The 17896-nt window shown below is 53.5% G+C and carries 17 protein-coding genes and 3 tRNA genes; 10 read left to right on the top strand and 10 right to left on the bottom strand.

What is annotated here, in order from left to right; genetic code table 11:
* Positions 1-140: 140 nt before the first annotated feature.
* The gene (locus tag CWS43_RS16830; protein WP_101078514.1) at positions 141-485 is read left to right on the top strand and encodes a DUF4156 domain-containing protein; all 345 of its coding nucleotides are present in this window, start codon (positions 141-143) and stop codon (positions 483-485) included.
* A 72-nt stretch (positions 486-557) separates the two neighbouring features.
* On the opposite strand, the gene epmB is transcribed toward CWS43_RS16830, so the two are convergent.
* Positions 558-1586, bottom strand: a complete 1029-nt coding sequence (epmB, locus tag CWS43_RS16835) for an EF-P beta-lysylation protein EpmB (protein ID WP_101078257.1) — start codon at positions 1584-1586, stop codon at positions 558-560.
* A 38-nt stretch (positions 1587-1624) separates the two neighbouring features.
* On the opposite strand from epmB, the gene efp reads away from it, so the two are divergent.
* From efp to CWS43_RS16850, 3 genes are all read left to right on the top strand, one after another.
* Positions 1625-2191 carry an elongation factor P gene (gene efp, locus CWS43_RS16840; protein WP_101078258.1) on the top strand — a complete coding sequence of 189 codons (567 nt, stop codon included), beginning with the start codon at positions 1625-1627 and terminating at the stop codon, positions 2189-2191.
* 103 nt (positions 2192-2294) lie between these two features.
* The gene (locus tag CWS43_RS16845; protein ID WP_369825888.1) at positions 2295-2408 is read left to right on the top strand and encodes an entericidin A/B family lipoprotein; all 114 of its coding nucleotides are present in this window, start codon (positions 2295-2297) and stop codon (positions 2406-2408) included.
* A gap of 119 nt (positions 2409-2527) precedes the next feature.
* The gene (locus tag CWS43_RS16850) at positions 2528-2662 is read left to right on the top strand and encodes an entericidin A/B family lipoprotein (protein ID WP_013573744.1); all 135 of its coding nucleotides are present in this window, start codon (positions 2528-2530) and stop codon (positions 2660-2662) included.
* 78 nt (positions 2663-2740) lie between these two features.
* On the opposite strand, the gene blc is transcribed toward CWS43_RS16850, so the two are convergent.
* The 5 genes from blc to frdA form a co-directional block, all read right to left on the bottom strand.
* A complete protein-coding gene (blc, locus tag CWS43_RS16855) occupies positions 2741-3265 on the bottom strand; it encodes an outer membrane lipoprotein Blc (RefSeq protein WP_101078260.1) in 525 nt (174 codons plus the stop codon).
* A 122-nt stretch (positions 3266-3387) separates the two neighbouring features.
* Complete coding sequence (frdD, locus tag CWS43_RS16860) at positions 3388-3747, bottom strand: fumarate reductase subunit FrdD (protein ID WP_101078261.1); 360 nt, start codon at positions 3745-3747, stop codon at positions 3388-3390.
* A gap of 9 nt (positions 3748-3756) precedes the next feature.
* The gene (gene frdC, locus CWS43_RS16865) at positions 3757-4173 is read right to left on the bottom strand and encodes a fumarate reductase subunit FrdC (protein WP_101078262.1); all 417 of its coding nucleotides are present in this window, start codon (positions 4171-4173) and stop codon (positions 3757-3759) included.
* Between the two features lie 11 nt (positions 4174-4184).
* Positions 4185-4919: a succinate dehydrogenase/fumarate reductase iron-sulfur subunit gene (locus CWS43_RS16870; protein WP_101078263.1), complete on the bottom strand. Its 735-nt coding sequence runs from the start codon at positions 4917-4919 to the stop codon at positions 4185-4187.
* A complete protein-coding gene (gene frdA / locus CWS43_RS16875; protein ID WP_101078264.1) occupies positions 4912-6711 on the bottom strand; it encodes a fumarate reductase (quinol) flavoprotein subunit in 1800 nt (599 codons plus the stop codon). The genes CWS43_RS16870 and frdA overlap by 8 nt, the downstream gene beginning before the upstream one ends.
* A 283-nt stretch (positions 6712-6994) precedes the next feature.
* On the opposite strand from frdA, the gene epmA reads away from it, so the two are divergent.
* Positions 6995-7972: an elongation factor P--(R)-beta-lysine ligase gene (epmA, locus tag CWS43_RS16880; protein ID WP_101078265.1), complete on the top strand. Its 978-nt coding sequence runs from the start codon at positions 6995-6997 to the stop codon at positions 7970-7972.
* Positions 7973-8032: 60 nt separating this feature from the next.
* On the opposite strand, the gene mscM is transcribed toward epmA, so the two are convergent.
* The 3 genes from mscM to rsgA all read right to left on the bottom strand — a co-directional run bounded on the left by mscM (position 8033) and on the right by rsgA (position 13633).
* The gene (gene mscM / locus CWS43_RS16885) at positions 8033-11398 is read right to left on the bottom strand and encodes a miniconductance mechanosensitive channel MscM (RefSeq protein ID WP_101078266.1); all 3366 of its coding nucleotides are present in this window, start codon (positions 11396-11398) and stop codon (positions 8033-8035) included.
* A gap of 34 nt (positions 11399-11432) precedes the next feature.
* Positions 11433-12416: an archaetidylserine decarboxylase gene (asd, locus tag CWS43_RS16890; RefSeq protein ID WP_101078267.1), complete on the bottom strand. Its 984-nt coding sequence runs from the start codon at positions 12414-12416 to the stop codon at positions 11433-11435.
* 179 nt (positions 12417-12595) lie between these two features.
* The gene (gene rsgA, locus CWS43_RS16895; protein ID WP_101078268.1) at positions 12596-13633 is read right to left on the bottom strand and encodes a small ribosomal subunit biogenesis GTPase RsgA; all 1038 of its coding nucleotides are present in this window, start codon (positions 13631-13633) and stop codon (positions 12596-12598) included.
* An 89-nt stretch (positions 13634-13722) separates the two neighbouring features.
* Here rsgA and orn point away from each other — a divergent pair, with 89 nt between their 5' ends.
* The 4 genes from orn (at position 13723) to CWS43_RS16920 (ending at position 14908) form a co-directional block, all read left to right on the top strand.
* Entirely contained in the window at positions 13723-14268 is a 546-nt protein-coding gene (gene orn / locus CWS43_RS16900) for an oligoribonuclease (protein ID WP_198555859.1), read from the top strand.
* A 317-nt stretch (positions 14269-14585) separates the two neighbouring features.
* Positions 14586-14661 (top strand) — tRNA-Gly (locus tag CWS43_RS16910).
* 46 nt (positions 14662-14707) lie between these two features.
* A tRNA-Gly gene (locus CWS43_RS16915) sits at positions 14708-14783 on the top strand.
* A gap of 49 nt (positions 14784-14832) precedes the next feature.
* Positions 14833-14908: transfer RNA gene (locus CWS43_RS16920), tRNA-Gly, on the top strand.
* A gap of 313 nt (positions 14909-15221) precedes the next feature.
* Here the strand turns inward: CWS43_RS16920 and queG are convergent.
* Positions 15222-16379: a tRNA epoxyqueuosine(34) reductase QueG gene (gene queG / locus CWS43_RS16925; protein WP_101078271.1), complete on the bottom strand. Its 1158-nt coding sequence runs from the start codon at positions 16377-16379 to the stop codon at positions 15222-15224.
* Between queG and nnr the strand changes: the two genes are divergently transcribed.
* The gene (nnr, locus tag CWS43_RS16930; RefSeq protein ID WP_101078272.1) at positions 16378-17892 is read left to right on the top strand and encodes a bifunctional ADP-dependent NAD(P)H-hydrate dehydratase/NAD(P)H-hydrate epimerase; all 1515 of its coding nucleotides are present in this window, start codon (positions 16378-16380) and stop codon (positions 17890-17892) included. The genes queG and nnr overlap by 2 nt on opposite strands.
* The last annotated feature ends 4 nt before the right edge of the window (positions 17893-17896 follow it).

Genomic DNA, 17896 nt, shown 5'->3' on the forward strand with positions numbered 1-17896 from the left:
CGTGTAGACTCTTTTCTGCGTGTTTTTTCGGATTTTTACCGATAGCGCTGAACCTCAGGTATACGTGGCAACGGATGCCTAAGAGAGCCAGGCGTTTTCTGATAAGCTTTGTGTGATTACAAAAACAAATGGGGAAAGTGATGCGGATTAAAATGTTACTGGGCCTGTCAGCTATCGCGCTGCTTGCCGGGTGCAGTACCACTCATCAACTGGATGTCGCGGGCCAGCAGGTGAAATTCACCGACGATAAGCCTGGCGCAAACTGTCAGTTGCTTGGTGAAGTGACTGGTGCTCAAAGCAACTGGTTCTCCGGCACCGGCGGCGATGGCAGCTCCATGCGCGGTGCAGCCAATGACCTGCGTAACAAAGCGGCGGCGATGGGCGGCAACACTATTTATGGCGCCAACAGCCCGTCACAGAACTTCCTGTCCAGCTTCGCGCCGGTCGACAGCAAAATGATTGGTCAGGTTTATAAGTGCCCATAGTCGGTTGAACGATAAAAATACAAAAGGGATGCTAACGGGCATCCCTTTTATGTTTACGGGCAACTGATTTTTCTACACCTGCTTCAGACGTAAATCCAGAATCGTTTTACTTGGCTCGCCGCCAATCTCGCGGGTTAGCTTGGGCACCATATAACCAGATACTTTGCTCATCAGCCCCTTCATAATGATGCGCGCTTCGTCATCGCTCACCATGAAATGTGCCGCACCTTGTACTTTGTCCAGCACATGGATGTAGTAAGGCAGAATGCCCGCATCAAACAGTGCGTTACTTAGTGCCGCCAGTACGTCAGCAGAATCATTGACGTCACGCAGCAAGACGCTTTGATTAAGCAGCGTGACACCATGTCGTTTCAGCTTCGTCATGCTGGTGCGAAGGGCGTCATCAATCTCATTCGCATGATTGATGTGCGTCACCATCAGCACCTGAAGGCGTGATTTTTCAAGGCGCTGGCAGAGAGAATCAGTGATGCGTGCAGGGATCACCACCGGCAAACGTGTATGAATTCGCAGGCGTTTAATGTGTGGGATCCCTTCCAGTTCACCAATCAGCCAGTCGAGTTCGTGATCCTTCGCCATCAGCGGATCACCGCCAGAGAAAATAATTTCATCGAGTTCGGGGCGTGTGCGGATATAATCCAGCGCCTGAACCCAGTTGGCCTTATTTCCCTGGTTGTCCTGATACGGGAAGTGGCGGCGGAAGCAGTAGCGGCAATTCACCGCACAGCCGCCTTTCACCAGTAGCAGGGCGCGATTGCTATACTTGTGCAACAGACCCGGGACAACGCTTCGTTGTTCATCAAGCGGGTCGGTGGTAAAGCCCGGCGCGGCGATGAATTCTTCGCGTGCGGTCAGTACCTGGAGCAACAAAGGATCCCGCGGATCGCCGTGCCGCATACGTGCTACAAAGGCACGGGGCACGCGAAGCGGGAACAAACGACGAGCCTCACGGCCACTTTGCAGTTCTGCATTGTCGTTGAGTGCCAGAAGAGTAAGCAGTTCATCCGGGTCAGTGATAACATCGCCGAGTTGATACAACCAATCTTCTCTAAATGGCGTGTTTAGGGTTACAATGTTTGCCATTTTTTTGGCTAATACCAGTTTAAAATTAGAGGGCCATCATGGCGACTTATTCTAGCAACGATTTCCGTCCGGGTCTTAAAATCATGTTCGAGGGCGAGCCTTTCGCAATCGAAGACAGCGTGTTCGTAAAACCAGGCAAAGGCCAGGCTTTCGCACGTGTGAAAATGCGCCGTCTTCTGACTGGCTCCCGTGTAGAAAAAACCTTCAAATCTACTGACTCTTGCGAAGGCGCAGACGTTGTAGATACCAACATGACTTACCTGTACAACGACGGTGAGTTCTACCATTTCATGCACCCTGAGACTTTCGAGCAGCACGGTGTTGAAGCGAAAACTGTTTCTGAAGCCTCTAAATGGCTGCAAGACAACGCTGAATGTATCGTGACTCTGTGGGACGGCCGTCCTATCGCTGTCCAGCCACCGAACTTCATCGAAGCAGAAGTTGTTGATACCGATCCAGGCCTGAAAGGTGATACCGCAGGTACCGGCGGCAAGCCAGCAACACTGAGCACCGGCGCAGTCGTTAAAGTGCCATTATTCGTGCAGATCGGCGAAATCGTCCGTTGTGACACCCGCTCTGGCGAATACGTTTCCCGCGTTAAATAAGTTACTTATTACGCTGGATGAAAGCTGCCACGGGCTAAGGCCTGTCGCAGCTTTCCGGCTCAACCTGTTGAATGGGATTGTGTTTTCCATGTTGAAGAAGATGATGTTTATCGTGGTTTCAGTGATGTTGCTGGCTTCGTTATCCGGTTGCAACACGGTTCACGGTTTCGGTGAAGACATCCAGCATCTGGGTGGCGCAATTTCACACGCGGGCTGATCCCCTTCAGCCTTGTTTTACCAACTTTCCTAAAATCCTTCCTGTTTATCTGTTATTCCCGAAAGTTAACTACAATTAGTGTGTCGTACTTTACATTCTCTTATAGGAAGGAATTTTATATGTTGAAGAAAAGTATCCTCGCAATTTTGTCTGTTCTTATCCTGTCTTCCGCATTAACAGCCTGCAATACCACGCGTGGCGTGGGGGAGGACGTCTCTGCTGGTGGTGAAGCCATTCAGAAAAGTGCTCAGTAACGTGCGTGTGACTTGAAGTAAGCAGAAGTCTGCCTGCACATTGATGCAGGCAGTGTTGCTTTTGGCAGGGCAGAAAACTTAAGGCTGTTTAACCCACACCAGCTTGCTGGTATCAAAGCCGTAGCCTTGCGCGGTTTTCAGCAGTTGCTGTTTTACGCTGTCATCCAGCGTCGGGGTTCGTGAGAGGATCCACAGGTAGCTTTTATCCGGCCCGCAAACCAGCGCATAGCGGTAATCTTTATCCAGCTCGATGACGTTATAGCCGCCATAGAACGGGCCAAAGAACGAAACTTTAAGCGCCGCACGTGACGTTGAACCGGTGAAATACCCCTTGCCTTCACTTTCCTGCCATTTGTTTTTCTCAGGATTAAAGCCACGGTTAATAACTTTCACACCGCCATCATCACGCAGGCTGTAATTGGCCGTCACGCGTTCAAGCCCGCTTTCAAAGCTGTGATCCAGCCTTGCCACTTCATACCAGGTTCCCAGATAGCGGTTAAGCTCGAAATTACTGACGACTTTGACGTCTTTGGGTGGTGTCACGCTGCAAGCGACCGATAAAAGAGCCGTGACAATCACACCGAGTTTTGACCAGATACGCATATATGTTCCTTCCTTAGGTAATCACCTAAGTGTAGGTAACAATTGAGGAAAAGAGAAAAGGTGGAAGCAGGAAAAAATCAGCGGCCACGAAAATGACCGCTGAAGAAGGGGATCTTGTCAGATCATAGGCGGATCAACACGATAAGCGTGACAATGCTTAAGATCATCGCCAGACCGTAGAACACCCATTTACCGGCAGGAACGTGGATTTTCAGGTCGTGCATGGCGTGGTGGATCCTGTGCAGACCGCACCACAACGGCAGCACGATCATCAGCAACAGAAACAGGCGACCAATCCAGCTTTGTGCGAATGCCAGCACGCGCGGATAGCTCAGCGCGTCACCCGGGAAAAAGCCCAGTGGCAACAGGAAACACACCAGTAAAATCATCACTGGTGCAAAAATCGCACTCCACATACCGCCCGCGCCAAACAGCCCCCAGAACACCGGCTCATCTGAACGTTTAGGAAGAGTATTTTTCATGTCGCCTCCTCAAAGAAACAGCGCGATGGCGAGGATCACCAGCGTCACAACGGCAGTTACGCACCAGAAACCGGTAATCACCGGCTCCGGCCCCATCTTCTTGCCTTTCACAATGACGATGGAGGCTTTCGGTGCCAGTTCAAACCAGGTTTTGGTGTGAAGCAGCGCAGCCAGTAAAGCAATCAGGTTGATGAGCATGACCACCGGGTTTTGCAGGAAATGTACAAATCCTGCCCAGCTTTCCGGCCCGTTGCGTAAGGCGAAAATACCGGCCAGCAGCAAGACACTGAACCAGACTGCCGGAACGGACGTGCCTTCACGCAGCATATAGAAACGATAGAAAGGTGAACGTTGCCACCAGCTGGCGGGCATTTCGCGCACGTAAGGTTTACGTTTGCTGCCCGGGGTCTGAGTTCGAGTCGTCATATTTTCCTCCCTCATTGCGGTCTCAGCCTCGCTATCATGAAGTCTTTCGAACTTTCGACCTTACCTTGTTGAATAGCGGCGGCCGGGTCGACGTGTTTCGGACAGACTTCAGAACAGTAGCCGACAAACGTACAGCTCCAGACGCCGTTCTGGCCGTTAAGCTGCGGCATACGCTGAGCTTTACCGTGATCCCGATTGTCCAGGTTGTAGCGATGCGCCAGCGTAATCGCAGCCGGGCCGATGAATTCCGGGTTCAGACCGAATTGCGGGCAGGCTGCGTAACATAAACCGCAGTTGATACAGCCGGAGAACTGATGATATTTCTCCATTTGAGCAGGCGTTTGCTTGCCCGGACCTTCGGCAACGGTTCGGGTGTTGCCAATAATGTACGGCTTAATGGATTCGAGGCTTTCGATAAAGTGAGTCATATCGACCACTAAATCGCGTTCGACCGGGAAGTTAGCCAGCGCTTCCACCTGCATCCCCTGCGGATATTCACGCAGGAACGTTTTGCAGGCCAGTTTTGGCACACGGTTAACCATCATCCCGCAGGAACCGCAAATGGCCATGCGGCACGACCAGCGGTAGGAAAGATCGGCGGCGAGATAGTCTTTGATATAGCCCAGCGCGTCGAGCAGCGACGTTGTTTCGTCGAAAGGCACGTCATACACCACCGGATGCGGCGCGTTGTCCGTTTCCGGGTTATAGCGCATGATTTCAACCTTCAGGCTTCGCATTTTAGCCACGTGATTGCTCCTTATCTTTTTTATCGTGATTCTCAGCTTCCCCGCCGTACATACGTTTTGCCGGTGGCAATGTGGTGATTTTCACATCGCCGTATTCAAGACGTGGCGCGGAATCTGGCTGATAAAAGGCCAGCGTATGCTTAAGGAAATTGACGTCATCGCGTTCGGTACAGCCTTCATCCAGACGCTGATGCGCACCGCGAGATTCCCGGCGATGCAGGGCAGAGTGAGCCATGCATTCGGCCACTTCCAGCCCGTGTCCCAGCTCGATGGTGTACAGCAAATCGGTGTTGAAAACGCTGGAGGTATCTTTGATTTTGACGCGTTTGAAACGCTCTTTCAGCTCTGTCAGCTTGTCGATGGTTTTTTGCATCAGCTCGGTGGTGCGGTAAATCCCGCAGCCTTCTTCCATCGCCAGCCCCATTTCGTCGCGGATGGCTGCCCAGCTTTCATCGCCTTCCTGCTGCATCAGCGCATCAACGCGATTTTCGATATCACGAACCTGCGCATCGAGGGCATCGGTATTGCCGTAGTCTTTGGATTCGGCGGCGCGTTCTGCCGCTTTTTCACCAGCCATGCGGCCAAATACCACCAGTTCTGCGAGTGAATTAGAGCCTAAGCGGTTTGCGCCGTGCAGGCCAACCGATGAGCATTCACCGACGGCAAACAGGCCTTTGATACGGGTTTCACACTGAGCATCCGTTTCGATGCCGCCCATGGTGTAGTGCGCGGTAGGGCGTACAGGGATTGGATCGGTGATCGGATCGACGCCGACGTAAGCTTTCGCCAGTTCACAGATAAACGGCAAACGCTCGCGAAGCTTTTTCTCGCCGAGATGACGTAAATCCAGATACACCACATCGCCACGCGGAGTGGAAATGGTGCGTCCGGCGCGCCATTCGTGCCAGAACGCCTGCGACACTTTGTCGCGCGGGCCAAGTTCCATGTATTTGTTTTTCGGTTCGCCGAGCGGAGTTTCCGGCCCCATGCCGTAATCCTGCAAATAACGGTAACCGTCTTTATTCACCAGAATACCGCCTTCACCACGGCAGCCTTCTGTCATCAGAATGCCGGAGCCGGGCAGGCCGGTCGGGTGATATTGCACAAATTCCATATCACGCAGCGGAATGCCGTGGCGGAACGCCATGCCCATGCCGTCGCCGGTGACAATCCCGCCGTTGGTGTTGTAGCGGTAAACGCGGCCTGCGCCGCCGGTCGCCATCACCACGGCGTTAGCACGTATTTGTACGCGGGTGCCTTCCATCATATTGATGGCGACCACGCCGCGAACCTGGCCGTCATCGACCAGAATATCAAGAACGAAATGCTCGTCGAATCGTTTAATTTGCGGGTATTTCAGCGAGGTCTGGAACAGGGTATGCAGCATGTGGAAGCCGGTTTTATCCGCGGCAAACCAGGTGCGCTCGATCTTCATCCCGCCAAAACGACGGACGTTGACTGAACCATCATCTTTGCGGCTCCACGGGCAGCCCCACAGTTCAAGCTGCGCCATTTCAGTCGGGCATTGATGAACGAAATGGTCCACTACGTCCTGCTCACACAGCCAGTCGCCTCCGGAAACGGTATCCTGGAAGTGAAAATCAAAGCTGTCGTGATCTTGCGTCACTGCGGCAGAACCGCCTTCAGCGGCCACCGTGTGGCTGCGCATAGGGTACACTTTCGAAATCAACGCGATATTCAGGTTGGGATTGGCTTCCGCTGCGGCTATTGCTGCGCGTAAACCCGCCCCACCTGCACCTATAATTGCAATGTCGGCGTTAAAGGTTTGCACTGCATTCCTCCACTATCATCAATGAGATCGGGTTTGAAACACCCGCGAAAAAGGTTTTTGAATCTGAGGCTTACCCACCGCTGGTAACATACAGGCGCTGTTCCAGAGGCTAATATTCTTATTATTTGTAAGGGAATTATTATACCTAATGAGGAGTAGTGGTAATTTGATGTGAATGCAGGTTTAGGCTTTCTCTGTATTTTGCTTCGCAAAATGAGATATTTGTTTGCCCTGAGGGTTGCAGGTAGACTGCATGACTTTTCTGAATTCGGAGTAAATCACCATGAGCGAAACGGCAAGCTGGCAACCCAGTGCTCCTGTCGCCAATTTGTTGAAGCGTGCGGCTATTCTCGCTGAGATTCGACGTTTCTTTGCCGATCGCGGCGTTCTGGAAGTAGAAACGCCGGCCATGAGCCAGGCCACGGTGACCGACATCCATCTGGTGCCTTTTGACACACGTTTTGTCGGGCCGGGTGCGGCTGACGGCATGACGTTGTATCTGATGACCAGCCCGGAATATCACATGAAACGCCTGCTGGCAGCAGGCAGCGGGCCGATTTACCAAATGGGGCGCAGCTTCCGTAATGAAGAAGCCGGTATTCATCACAATCCTGAATTCACCATGCTGGAATGGTATCGTCCGCGTTATGACATGTACCGTCTGATGAATGAAGTGGACGATTTGCTGCAACAGGTGCTCGATTGCGATACGGCAGAAACCCTGTCCTATCAGCAGGCGTTTACGCGCCATCTGGGCGTGGATCCGTTGTCTGCGGATAAAACCGAACTGCGTGAAGCTGCCGCGAAGCTGGATTTATCGAACATTGCAGATACCGAAGAAGACCGCGACACCTTATTGCAGTTGTTGTTTACGATGGGTGTTGAACCGCATATTGGCCGCGACAAGCCGACTTTCGTGTATCACTTCCCGGCGACGCAGGCGTCTCTGGCGGAGATCAGCACCGAAGATCACCGCGTCGCTGAGCGTTTTGAGGTGTATTACAAAGGCATTGAACTGGCGAACGGTTTCCGCGAACTGACCGATGGCCGTGAACAGCGCCAGCGTTTCGAGCAGGATAACCGTAAACGTGCAGCGCGCGGTTTGCCTCAGCATCCCATCGATAACAATCTGCTGGACGCCCTGGAACACGGCATGCCGGAGTGCTCCGGTGTAGCGCTGGGCGTTGATCGTCTGATTATGATTGCGCTGGGTGCAAGCAGCCTGAGTGAAGTACTGGCCTTCCCGGTCACACGCGCCTGAACCGGTTTTCCCCAATCCTGGCCCTCAGGCCAGGATTTTCTTTCTTTTTTTAAACCGTTATTACAAATCGCCCGGAGAACGTGAACTGTTACCGCTGCGACCACTGCCACTGCTGCTGGTAAACGTCGCATTATTGCCATTCTGCGCACGGTGCAGCGTTTCCATACGGACCTGGAACGGAGGGAACGGCAGCGTGATGCCGTGCTCGCGGAACCCGGCCAGAATCAGCTGATGGATTTCGTGGCGAAGCGGCATACGGTGCGCCATTTCGGCGGCATGCATACGCAGCTCGAAGATCTGAATCCCCTGTTGTAAATCCACCAGATACGCTTCCGGCGCAGGCATATCCAGCACCAGCGAACAGCGGTGCGCGGCGTTAAGCAGGATTTGTGTCACTTCTTCACTGTTGGCTTCTGATGGCGCCGGAACGGTCAGTACGACACGCGTGACGGAATCGGAAAGCGACCAGTTGATGAACTGCTCGGTGATAAAGGCCTTGTTCGGCACGATAATTTCTTTGCGGTCCCAGTCGGCAATCGTCGTGGCGCGCGTATTGATTTTCGTGATGCTGCCGGTCAGGTTGCGGATGGTGACTGTATCGCCGATACGGATCGGTTTTTCGAACAGAATGATCAGGCCGGAAATAAAGTTGGCGAATATCTCCTGCAAACCAAAGCCCAGCCCGACACCCAGTGCGGCGACCAGCCATTGCAGTTTCGCCCATTCGATCCCGATGAGCGAAAAGCCCACCAGCCCGCCAATCAGCAAAAGAACGTATTTGGTGACGGTCAGAATTGCGTAACCGGTGCCCGGCGTCAGATCCAGATGTTGCAGCAGCGCCAGTTCCAGCAGGGCGGGTAAATTACGCACCAGCTGCGTGGTAATAATCAGCACCAGAATGGCGATCAACACGGATCCGAGGGTGATCGGCTGCATGCTTTCCACGCCCTGAACGGTTGAGGAAACCTGCCAGAGATGGATATTTTCCAGGAAGGAAAACGCGGAATGAATTTCCGACCACAGGAAGATCACCGAGATCAGCGCGATCAACGTCAGCAGGGAACGCACCAGCCGCAATGACTGCGCTGAGATCGCATCCAGATCGACGACCGGTTCTTCAATTTCAATCGTCCCTTCATTGCTTGTACTGATCTGGTGACCCTCACCCTCGCCACGGGAGCGCTGGTTCAGCATTTCTGCACGGCGCTGTTTTGCACGCTCAAAAGCGATACGGCGGCGCTGAATGAGCATCCAGCGGCGGATAATGTGATAAATCACCAGCAGAACAAACCAGATGGCAACCGAGGTCTCCAGACGCGCCAGCAAAGCTTGTGATGTGGCGAGGAAGCCCATCAGCGAGGCCAGCGCGGCCACAATCGGCGCGCCCAGCAACATCCACCACAGCGTGTTGTTGAGGACGTTCTCGCTGTTGCCGTGTTTATCGTGGTACAGAGGAATGCCCGCGCGTTTCAGGCTGTGGGTCACCAGCGCCACCACCAGACAGAGAATAACGAAACACAGGCGACCCAGCGTATTGGAGAACTCGCGATCATTGAGATTATCGAAGGTAATCAGCGCCATAATCAGCGGCACCAGCACCCAGATTGACAGGGCGTAATAGCGCAACGCCCGTGAAACAGCGCGCTGAGGCCAGCCAAAGTGCGCGACAAACAGCCCCTGAGGATGGGCAAGTGCGGCGCTGACCATAAACGCCCAGAGGATCGGCAGCGTTGCCGTCACGCCATCGCCAATGGCGACCGCAATCGGATAAGGCCACGCACTTTGCAGCCCGAAGCCCAGGGCCGCCCACAGTACGGGCAGCGGCATGGCGACCAGAATTGACCAAAACACCGTGCGCATCGTCAGCGAGAAATGGTCTTGGGTGACTTTGCCGACCTTACTGCTGGCACGCGCCAGAAACGCGTAATAGTGTTTGCGGGAGCTGATGCTGACAATTACCAGGATCAGCGCGCCAAACAGCGGCAGCAGCGTTTCTTTGCTGGTGATCATCATCATCGATGCACCACCCAGCTGGCTCAGTGAATCGAGCGACACCAGACGTTTCAGGTCATGCGCGACCTGTACCGGATAGGAAAAACCAATCGCACTGACATCGGCGACCCAGAACAGATAACGGTGCGCGGCGTCATGCACGTCATTCAGCGCTTCCACCAGCTGGCTGTTGGCGACTTTCAGTTTGGTCAGTTCAAGAATTTGAGTATCGCAGCCGGAGAGCAGGGAATTGAGTAAATCACGCTGAGTCCGCAGCTGGGCATCAAGGATTTTTTGCTGCGCCGCCGTCAGCGGTTTGCCGTCGTCCTGACGCCCCTGGCGGTAAATAGCCTGCTTATCGAGTAAATCTTCATAGTGCAGACGCTGGACGCGCAGTTGCGCCATATCGCGGTCAAGCTGCTGCGGTTTAGGCATGTCCGGCAGGCGTGAAACCTGTGCCCTGAGCGTTTCGCCCAGCAGATTCGACGCGCCCAGCCATTGCGCCTGTTCGCGGATGGTGTTGATCGCCTGGCGAACCTGTTGTGTCTGTGCCGCCGCCTGACGCTGCTGCGAGGAAATCAGATCCATGCGCTGCGCCTGCTGGTTCAGCGCCAGCGATAACTCGCGGTTCGACTGTAACTGCTGGCTGATGGAATGCGGAAGCTCACCGCTTTGTTCGGCTAATAGCTCGGTTTTTTCCAGTGCCTGTTCAGCTTCGCGCTGGCGCTGGCTATTGAGCATATTACGTAAAGCCTGTAACTGCTGATCGAGGAAATCGGCGCGTTTTTTGTATAAATCGGCGCGAAGTCTTGATAGTTCCTGCCGGTTGTTGGAAGAAAGCTGTGCCAGCTCCAGTTCATCTACTTTGGCTTTACGCGCCGCCGATTCGGCCTGAAGTGCGCTGAGCTGCGCCTGTGCGAGCGGTGAAGACGCCGCCGCCGTTGCTGCCTGCATACGCTGCTCAATATCGCTGAGCGCATTGCGGGCTTCCGATTGTTGCTGTGGGATCTGGCTGACTGAGTCGCTGATATCGCGGAAGCGATCCTGTTCCTGACGCAGCTGGCGTGTTGCTTCTAACTGCTGGCTGCTCACCTGCAAAATCTGCTGCTCAAGCTCAGCGGCAGGAATGCTGTCATCCACAGCCGGTGGCTTCTCTGGCTGGTTTTGCAATTCGAGGCGCAGCGCCTGCGTCAGTTTTGGAAAATCGTCGATGACCGTCTGGTATTGCGTAGTGCGCCCGGCCGAAACATTCATCTCATTCAGCCAGTTGAGTGCACTTTGCAGTGCCTCAACGACCTGCGTCTGATTGGCCATTTCTTTATTGGCTTCCGCCTGTTTCAGCTCTTGTTTGAGCTGATCTTCGGTCGGGGTTGCTGTCGCTACCAGAGGCAGGGACAGCAATAAACTCATCAGCAGGGCAGGGATCAGGCGCACTCGGTCACTTCCTTTTCAGTGGTTTAACGCGTACTCAGTAGTCTTTAGGCGCTTGGGGTTCAGCTGTGGCCACACCGGCCGGCGTTTCTGCGATGACAGGTGCTTGCGGAGTGACAATTGCTTCTGGTACCGCAGGTTCCGCTGTTGCCGGTGTACGCAGTGCTTCAGCAAACGGTTCGCCCATACGGGTGACGGTGCCGTTGCTCAGTTGTGGCATAAAGCGGATCTGGTTTGCTGTAAACAGATTGATCACGGTTGACCCCAGTTTGAAACGTCCCATTTCCTGGCCTTTTTCCAGCGTAATCGCGCCTTCTTCGCCAGTAGCCGGGTATGTCCAGCGCTTGATGATACCTTCGCGCGGCGGCGTGACGCAGCCTGCCCACACGGTTTCGATGCTGCCGACGATGGTCGCGCCGACCAGAATCTGCACCATTGGGCCAAATTCAGTATCAAATACGCAAATGACGCGTTCGTTACGGGCAAACAGGTTCGGGACGTTGGCCGCCGTCAGCGGATTCACGGAGAACAAATCGCCGGGCACATAAATCATTTCGCGCAGCACGCCGTCGCACGGCATATGGACGCGGTGATAGTCACGTGGGGCCAGATAAATCGTGGCGAACTGGCCTTCTTTGAATTTTTCAGCCAGCAGGTAATTCCCGGCCAGCAATGCTTCGAGGCTGTAAAAATGACCCTTTGCCTGGAACAGTTTACCGTCGGTAATCGCACCTAACTGGCTGACTGCGCCATCGGCGGGCAGGCAAAGCATGTCGAGGCCGCTGACCACCGGACGCACGCCATCACGCAGCGGGCGCACGAAGAATTCATTGAAGGTGGCGTAAGATTTGAGATCCGGATTTTGCGCTTCTTTCATGTCCACGCTGTAGAAACGCGCGAAAGCTTTGATGACCCAATGTGTCAGCGTGGCCGCGCGTTTATCTGCGCCCCAGCCTGCCAGACGGGTTAATCCTTGTTTAGGAAGTAAATATTGGAGTTTGATTTTGATACTGTCCAGCACGGGAAAACCTCTTGGATGGTATGAATGGCCAGTGTTTAACCGGCCATTTTGCAGGAGGCCGTTTTATCGACGGCCCCACAGTGATTTATGGCGGGGGATTGTAACGGGGTGAAATCATCGGTTCAACTTCCATTAACTTCACCCGTTTACCCTTAACCTTTTAGCTCAATGGTTTAACATTAAAGCGCGTCGAAGTTTTTACGCGTTTTTACGTCTTCCATACTCTCCAGAATGCGGTGGTAGTTGTCGAAACGTTCTTCGGCGATCTCGCCGCGATCGACCGCATCACGAATTGCACAGCCCGGATCGCTGCCGTGCTTGCAGTCACGGAATTTGCAATAGCCGAGGAAAGGACGGAATTCGACAAAGCCTTGTGTGATTTGTTCTGGCGCGAGATGCCACAGGCCAAATTCACGCACCCCAGGAGAGTCGATAACATCGCCGCCGTGCTGGAAGTGATAAAGGCGCGCCGCAGTGGTGGTGTGCTGGCCCAGACCCGAGTTGTCGGAGACCTCGTTCACCAGAATTTTCTTTTCATCCGGTGGCAACAGGGCATTCAGCAGGCTGGATTTCCCTACGCCGGACTGGCCTGCAAAAATACTGATACGGTCGGTCAGCGCCGTTTCAAACGCCGGCATGCCTTCGCCGGTCTGGCTTGAGACTTCTAGCACGCGATAATTAATCTTGCGATAGATGTCCATCATGCCCTCGACGAACTTACGGCCTTCATCGTCGAGCAGGTCGATTTTATTGAGCACGATCAGCGGCTCAACTTCTACGGTTTCACAGGCCACCAGATAGCGGTCGATAATGTTCAGCGACAGCTCCGGCAGGATGGCGGAAACAATGACGATCTGGTCGATGTTGGCGGCGATAGGTTTCACGCCGTCGTAGAAATCAGGACGCGTCAGGACGGACGTGCGCTCATGTACCGCCTCAACGATACCTTTAACGCTGTCGTTTTCGCCTTTGCGCCAGACGACGCGGTCACCGGTGACCAGTGATCGGATGGTACGGCGGATGTTGCAACGGTGCTGGCTGCCGTCGGCCGCTTCAACGTCCGCATGCATCCCGAAACGGCTGATGACGATGCCGTCCTGCGGTTCGCCGTGCAGAGAATCGTCCAGCTCTTTCCGTTTGTCGGTCTGTGTCAGACGACGCTGGTGGTTAGTCTGAACGCGACGTTGTTGCCCTTTAGACAGTTTTGACTTAGTCACTGCGCCTCACTTGACTGGCTTTAATCGCTCGGTGCGACCAAAACGTCTATGATACCAGCTATATCTCTTTCATTGTAATAGGACACATCATGGCTGCAAATGACTCGAATTTGATTTGGATAGACCTGGAGATGACGGGCCTGGATCCTGAACGCGACCGCATTATTGAGATTGCGACGCTGGTCACCGACGCGCATCTGAACATTCTGGCCGAAGGCCCGGTGATGGCAGTTCACCAATCTGACGTGCAACTGGCGCTGATGGACGACTGGAATGTCCGCACCCATACTGGCAGCGGTCTGGTGGATCGCGTGAAAGCCAGTCAGTTTGACGATAATGCCGCGCAGCAAAAGACGATTGAGTTCCTGCGCGAGTGGGTGCCGGAAGGCAAATCGCCAATTTGTGGCAACAGCGTCGGGCAGGATCGTCGTTTCCTGTTTAAGTACATGCCGGAGCTTGAGGCGTACTTCCACTACCGTTATCTGGATGTCAGCACCCTGAAAGAACTGGCGCGCCGCTGGAAACCGGAAGTGCTGAACGGCTTTAAGAAGCAAAACACGCACCAGGCACTGGACGATATTCGTGAATCCGTGGCTGAACTGGCGTATTACCGCGAGCATTTTATTAATCTTTAATCTCCGTCATCTTTCACGTTGCAGATGCGTTGGCTGCACTCTCTCACCCGAATCACTGACCGATGTCAGCTCATCGGGATTCGGGAATTTGCCGCCTTCCTGCAACTCGAATGATTTAGGCGATTTATTTTAAAAATCTTTATAAAAGCGCACGGCGCATGAAATCATCGCGTTTCGCTGCTTAAATCGCCGGTTTGCTGTTTTAATCAGCACTTGAACGAAAAAATCGTTTTTTTGCTTTCAGGGGCTTGCGGCAAAAAGGATTTCTCGTATAATGCGCACCCCGTACCGATGAAGAATTTCGTTGAGTGCGCAGAGCGGGAATAGCTCAGTTGGTAGAGCACGACCTTGCCAAGGTCGGGGTCGCGAGTTCGAGTCTCGTTTCCCGCTCCAAATTTAGAATATTGTTTTAGATGTAAAAAATGCAGTGCCATGCGACGCGGGAATAGCTCAGTTGGTAGAGCACGACCTTGCCAAGGTCGGGGTCGCGAGTTCGAGTCTCGTTTCCCGCTCCAAAAATTTCAAAAGCTGTAAATTTACAGCGGATGCAATCAGCATCTCAATGCGGGAATAGCTCAGTTGGTAGAGCACGACCTTGCCAAGGTCGGGGTCGCGAGTTCGAGTCTCGTTTCCCGCTCCAATTTTCTTCTTCATTTTACTTTCATTTCTACGTAACGTTTTCATGCATATTTCGTGCGTGATTCAGACGATCAATACACGGTTTGTAGTAATTTTTTAAACAGACTTATCCACAGGTTTAGCTGTTTTTTTACACTGCCCGTTTTTTGCGCTGCCCATATTGTTAATTTGTAATTATTTGATTTTGTTATATATAATTTTCTAACGAAACGTTATGACGATCACTTGCTCTTTTTTTTGCAATTGATTGGCAAAGCATTTTTATTTTTATGCACAGATAATATTGCTTTTCTAATAATGTGCTTTGGGATGAGTTATGCATCCCTCGGTAAACCTTTTTCAACAGCACGAATCAGCCTTTTCTGCTGCGAAGTTTGCACTTCAATACGATGTTCATTTCTTCTTTCGATTTGTTGCCGGATTGCCCATTCAATATGTTCATCCAGCAGCGGATTTTCGCCTGTGCGGGAATTCAGCGCTTCCAGCACCTCTTCCGACCAGGGCGCATTGCCCAGTGCCACCGAAATATTCCGCAGCCAGCGCAAATGGCCGATGCGGCGGATAGGCGAACCTTCGGTGATGCGCAGAAACTTCTCTTCCGTCCAGCCAAAGAGGGTAATCAGTTCAGGTGCATGCAGTGCTGCCCGCGGGCTAAAATCCTCTTCATCCGTCAGTTGCGAATAACGGTTCCACGGGCAAATCAGCTGGCAATCGTCACAGCCGTAGATGCGGTTACCCATCATTGGTCGGAATTCTTCCGGTATCGCGCCTTCGAGTTCAATCGTCAGGTATGAAATGCAACGACGTGCATCGACGGTATAAGGCGCGACAATGGCACCGGTCGGGCAGGTGGTGATGCAGGCCACGCATTTGCCACACTTTTCTTCCTGAGGCTGATCCACCGGTAACGGCAGATCAATCAGCAATTCTCCCAGGAAAAACCATGAGCCAGATTCGCGGTTAAGAATAAGTGAGTGTTTACCAACCCAACCGAGTCCGGCTTTTGCAGCCAGCGGACGTTCCATAATCGGCGCCGAATCGACAAAAGGGCGGAAAGTCAGTTTGTGACCGGATTGCTGTTCAGTGCAATACGCCTGAATCATATCGCCGAGCTTTTTCAGCCGCTGGCGCAACACTTTGTGGTAATCGCGCCCGAGCGCATACCGGCTGACATACCCGAGCTGCGGATTATTCAGGGTTTTGGCAAAGGCCGCTTTGGCGGGCAGATAGTTCATGCGTACGCTGATCACCCGCAATGTGCCGGGCAACAGTTCATGAGGCCGTGCACGTAACATGCCGTGACGCGCCATCCAGTCCATCTCGCCATGATATTGTTTATCAAGCCAGTCCTGGAGTCTGGGTTCTTCAGCGGATAAGTCGGTATCGCAGATACCCACCTGCTGGAAGCCTAGCGATTGGCCCCATTGCTTGATATGTTGAGCCAGTTGAACGAGATCGAGAGGGAGTGTCATGACGAACCAACGTGAAAAACAAAACGAGGTGAGTTTACCACATTCCGTGTTTTCTGCTGACTGGCTACGGCAGGCTGAGCGTCAGGCAGCGCAGGACACCGGGATTTCTCTGTTTACCCTGATGCAGCGAGCGGCTAAAGCGGCTTTTTTGCTGGCTCAGCGCGAGTTTCCGCAAGCACGCCACTGGCTGATACTATGCGGACACGGTAATAACGGCGGCGATGGATATGAAGTTGCCCGTCTGGCTAAGCTGGCCGGCATTCGCGTGACGCTGCTGGCGGTTATCAGCCACAAACCGCTGCCCGATGAAGCTGAATCAGCGCGTCTGGGCTGGGAGAAAGCGGGCGGAGAAATTGACGCTGCTGACGCGAAATGGCCGCAGGATATTGATCTCATCATTGATGGTTTGCTGGGCACCGGTCTGACGTCTGCACCGCGTGCACCTTACGATGTGCTCATCGACAAAATTAACGCGACGCCGGTTCCGGTTCTTTCTTTAGATATTCCCTCCGGTCTGGATGCCCAAACCGGGCAGTCCGCCGGGCAGGCGGTTCACGCCACGCACACGCTCAGCTTTATTGCCCTGAAACCCGGCTTACTGACTGGCCAGGCGCGAGATTACGTCGGGAAATTACATTGCGATCCGCTCGGGCTGCAAAGCTGGCTGGGTGGGCATCTTCCGCATCTGCAGCGGCTGGATGCCACACAGTTGGCGCAATGGTTGCACCCGCGGCGCCCTTGTTCACACAAAGGCGATCACGGACGTTTGCTGATGGTCGGCGGCGATACGGGTTTTGCCGGTGCTATCCGCATGGCATCTGAAGCCGCGCTACGTAGCGGTGCAGGTCTGGTGCGAGTACTCACTCACATTGAAAACGCCGGACCGTTGCTGACGGCAAGGCCTGAGCTGATGGTGCAGGAACTCACTGCGGGATCTTTGGAAGAAGGGCTAAAATGGGCAGACGTTCTGGTCATCGGTCCGGGGCTCGGGCAACGCGACTGGGGTAAACAGGCGGTAGAACAGGCTGAAAAATCGGATAAACCGGCGCTCTGGGACGCTGATGCGCTTAACCTGCTGGCAATCAACCCGCAGAAACGGCAAAATCGCGTACTGACGCCTCATCCCGGTGAAGCGGCCCGTTTACTCGGGTGCAGTACGAAGGAAATTGAGAGTGATCGCTTACTTTCTGCCAGAAAGCTGACAGAACGCTATGGTGGCATAATTGTTCTGAAAGGTGCCGGCACGCTGGTTGCCAGCGAACAGGGCGAAATGGCGGTTGCAGATGTGGGAAATGCCGGTATGGCATCCGGCGGTATGGGCGACGTGCTTTCTGGTATTATTGGCGGATTGCTGGCTCAAAAGCTCAATGTTTATGATGCGGCCTGTGCGGGAACTGTCGTTCACGGTGCAGCCGCGGACGAAATCGCTCTCCGGCAGGGAACGCGCGGTATGCTGGCGACTGATCTTATCGCGGTGATTGCCCCGTTAGTTAATCCAGACCTGAAGAAATAGATAC

The sequence above is a fragment of the Rahnella sp. AA genome (assembly GCF_002834385.1).
Classification (GTDB): domain Bacteria; phylum Pseudomonadota; class Gammaproteobacteria; order Enterobacterales; family Enterobacteriaceae; genus Rahnella.

Coding starts and splice junctions, on each gene's coding strand:
- CWS43_RS16830 (WP_101078514.1), top strand. CDS start 141: ATGCGGATTAAAATGTTACTGGGCCTGTCAGCTATCGCGCTGCTTGCC.
- epmB (WP_101078257.1), bottom strand. CDS start 1,586: ATGGCAAACATTGTAACCCTAAACACGCCATTTAGAGAAGATTGGTTG.
- efp (WP_101078258.1), top strand. CDS start 1,625: ATGGCGACTTATTCTAGCAACGATTTCCGTCCGGGTCTTAAAATCATG.
- CWS43_RS16845 (WP_369825888.1), top strand. CDS start 2,295: ATGTTTATCGTGGTTTCAGTGATGTTGCTGGCTTCGTTATCCGGTTGC.
- CWS43_RS16850 (WP_013573744.1), top strand. CDS start 2,528: ATGTTGAAGAAAAGTATCCTCGCAATTTTGTCTGTTCTTATCCTGTCT.
- blc (WP_101078260.1), bottom strand. CDS start 3,265: ATGCGTATCTGGTCAAAACTCGGTGTGATTGTCACGGCTCTTTTATCG.
- frdD (WP_101078261.1), bottom strand. CDS start 3,747: ATGAAAAATACTCTTCCTAAACGTTCAGATGAGCCGGTGTTCTGGGGG.
- frdC (WP_101078262.1), bottom strand. CDS start 4,173: ATGACGACTCGAACTCAGACCCCGGGCAGCAAACGTAAACCTTACGTG.
- epmA (WP_101078265.1), top strand. CDS start 6,995: ATGAGCGAAACGGCAAGCTGGCAACCCAGTGCTCCTGTCGCCAATTTG.
- orn (WP_198555859.1), top strand. CDS start 13,723: ATGGCTGCAAATGACTCGAATTTGATTTGGATAGACCTGGAGATGACG.
- nnr (WP_101078272.1), top strand. CDS start 16,378: ATGACGAACCAACGTGAAAAACAAAACGAGGTGAGTTTACCACATTCC.
- queG (WP_101078271.1), bottom strand. CDS start 16,379: ATGACACTCCCTCTCGATCTCGTTCAACTGGCTCAACATATCAAGCAA.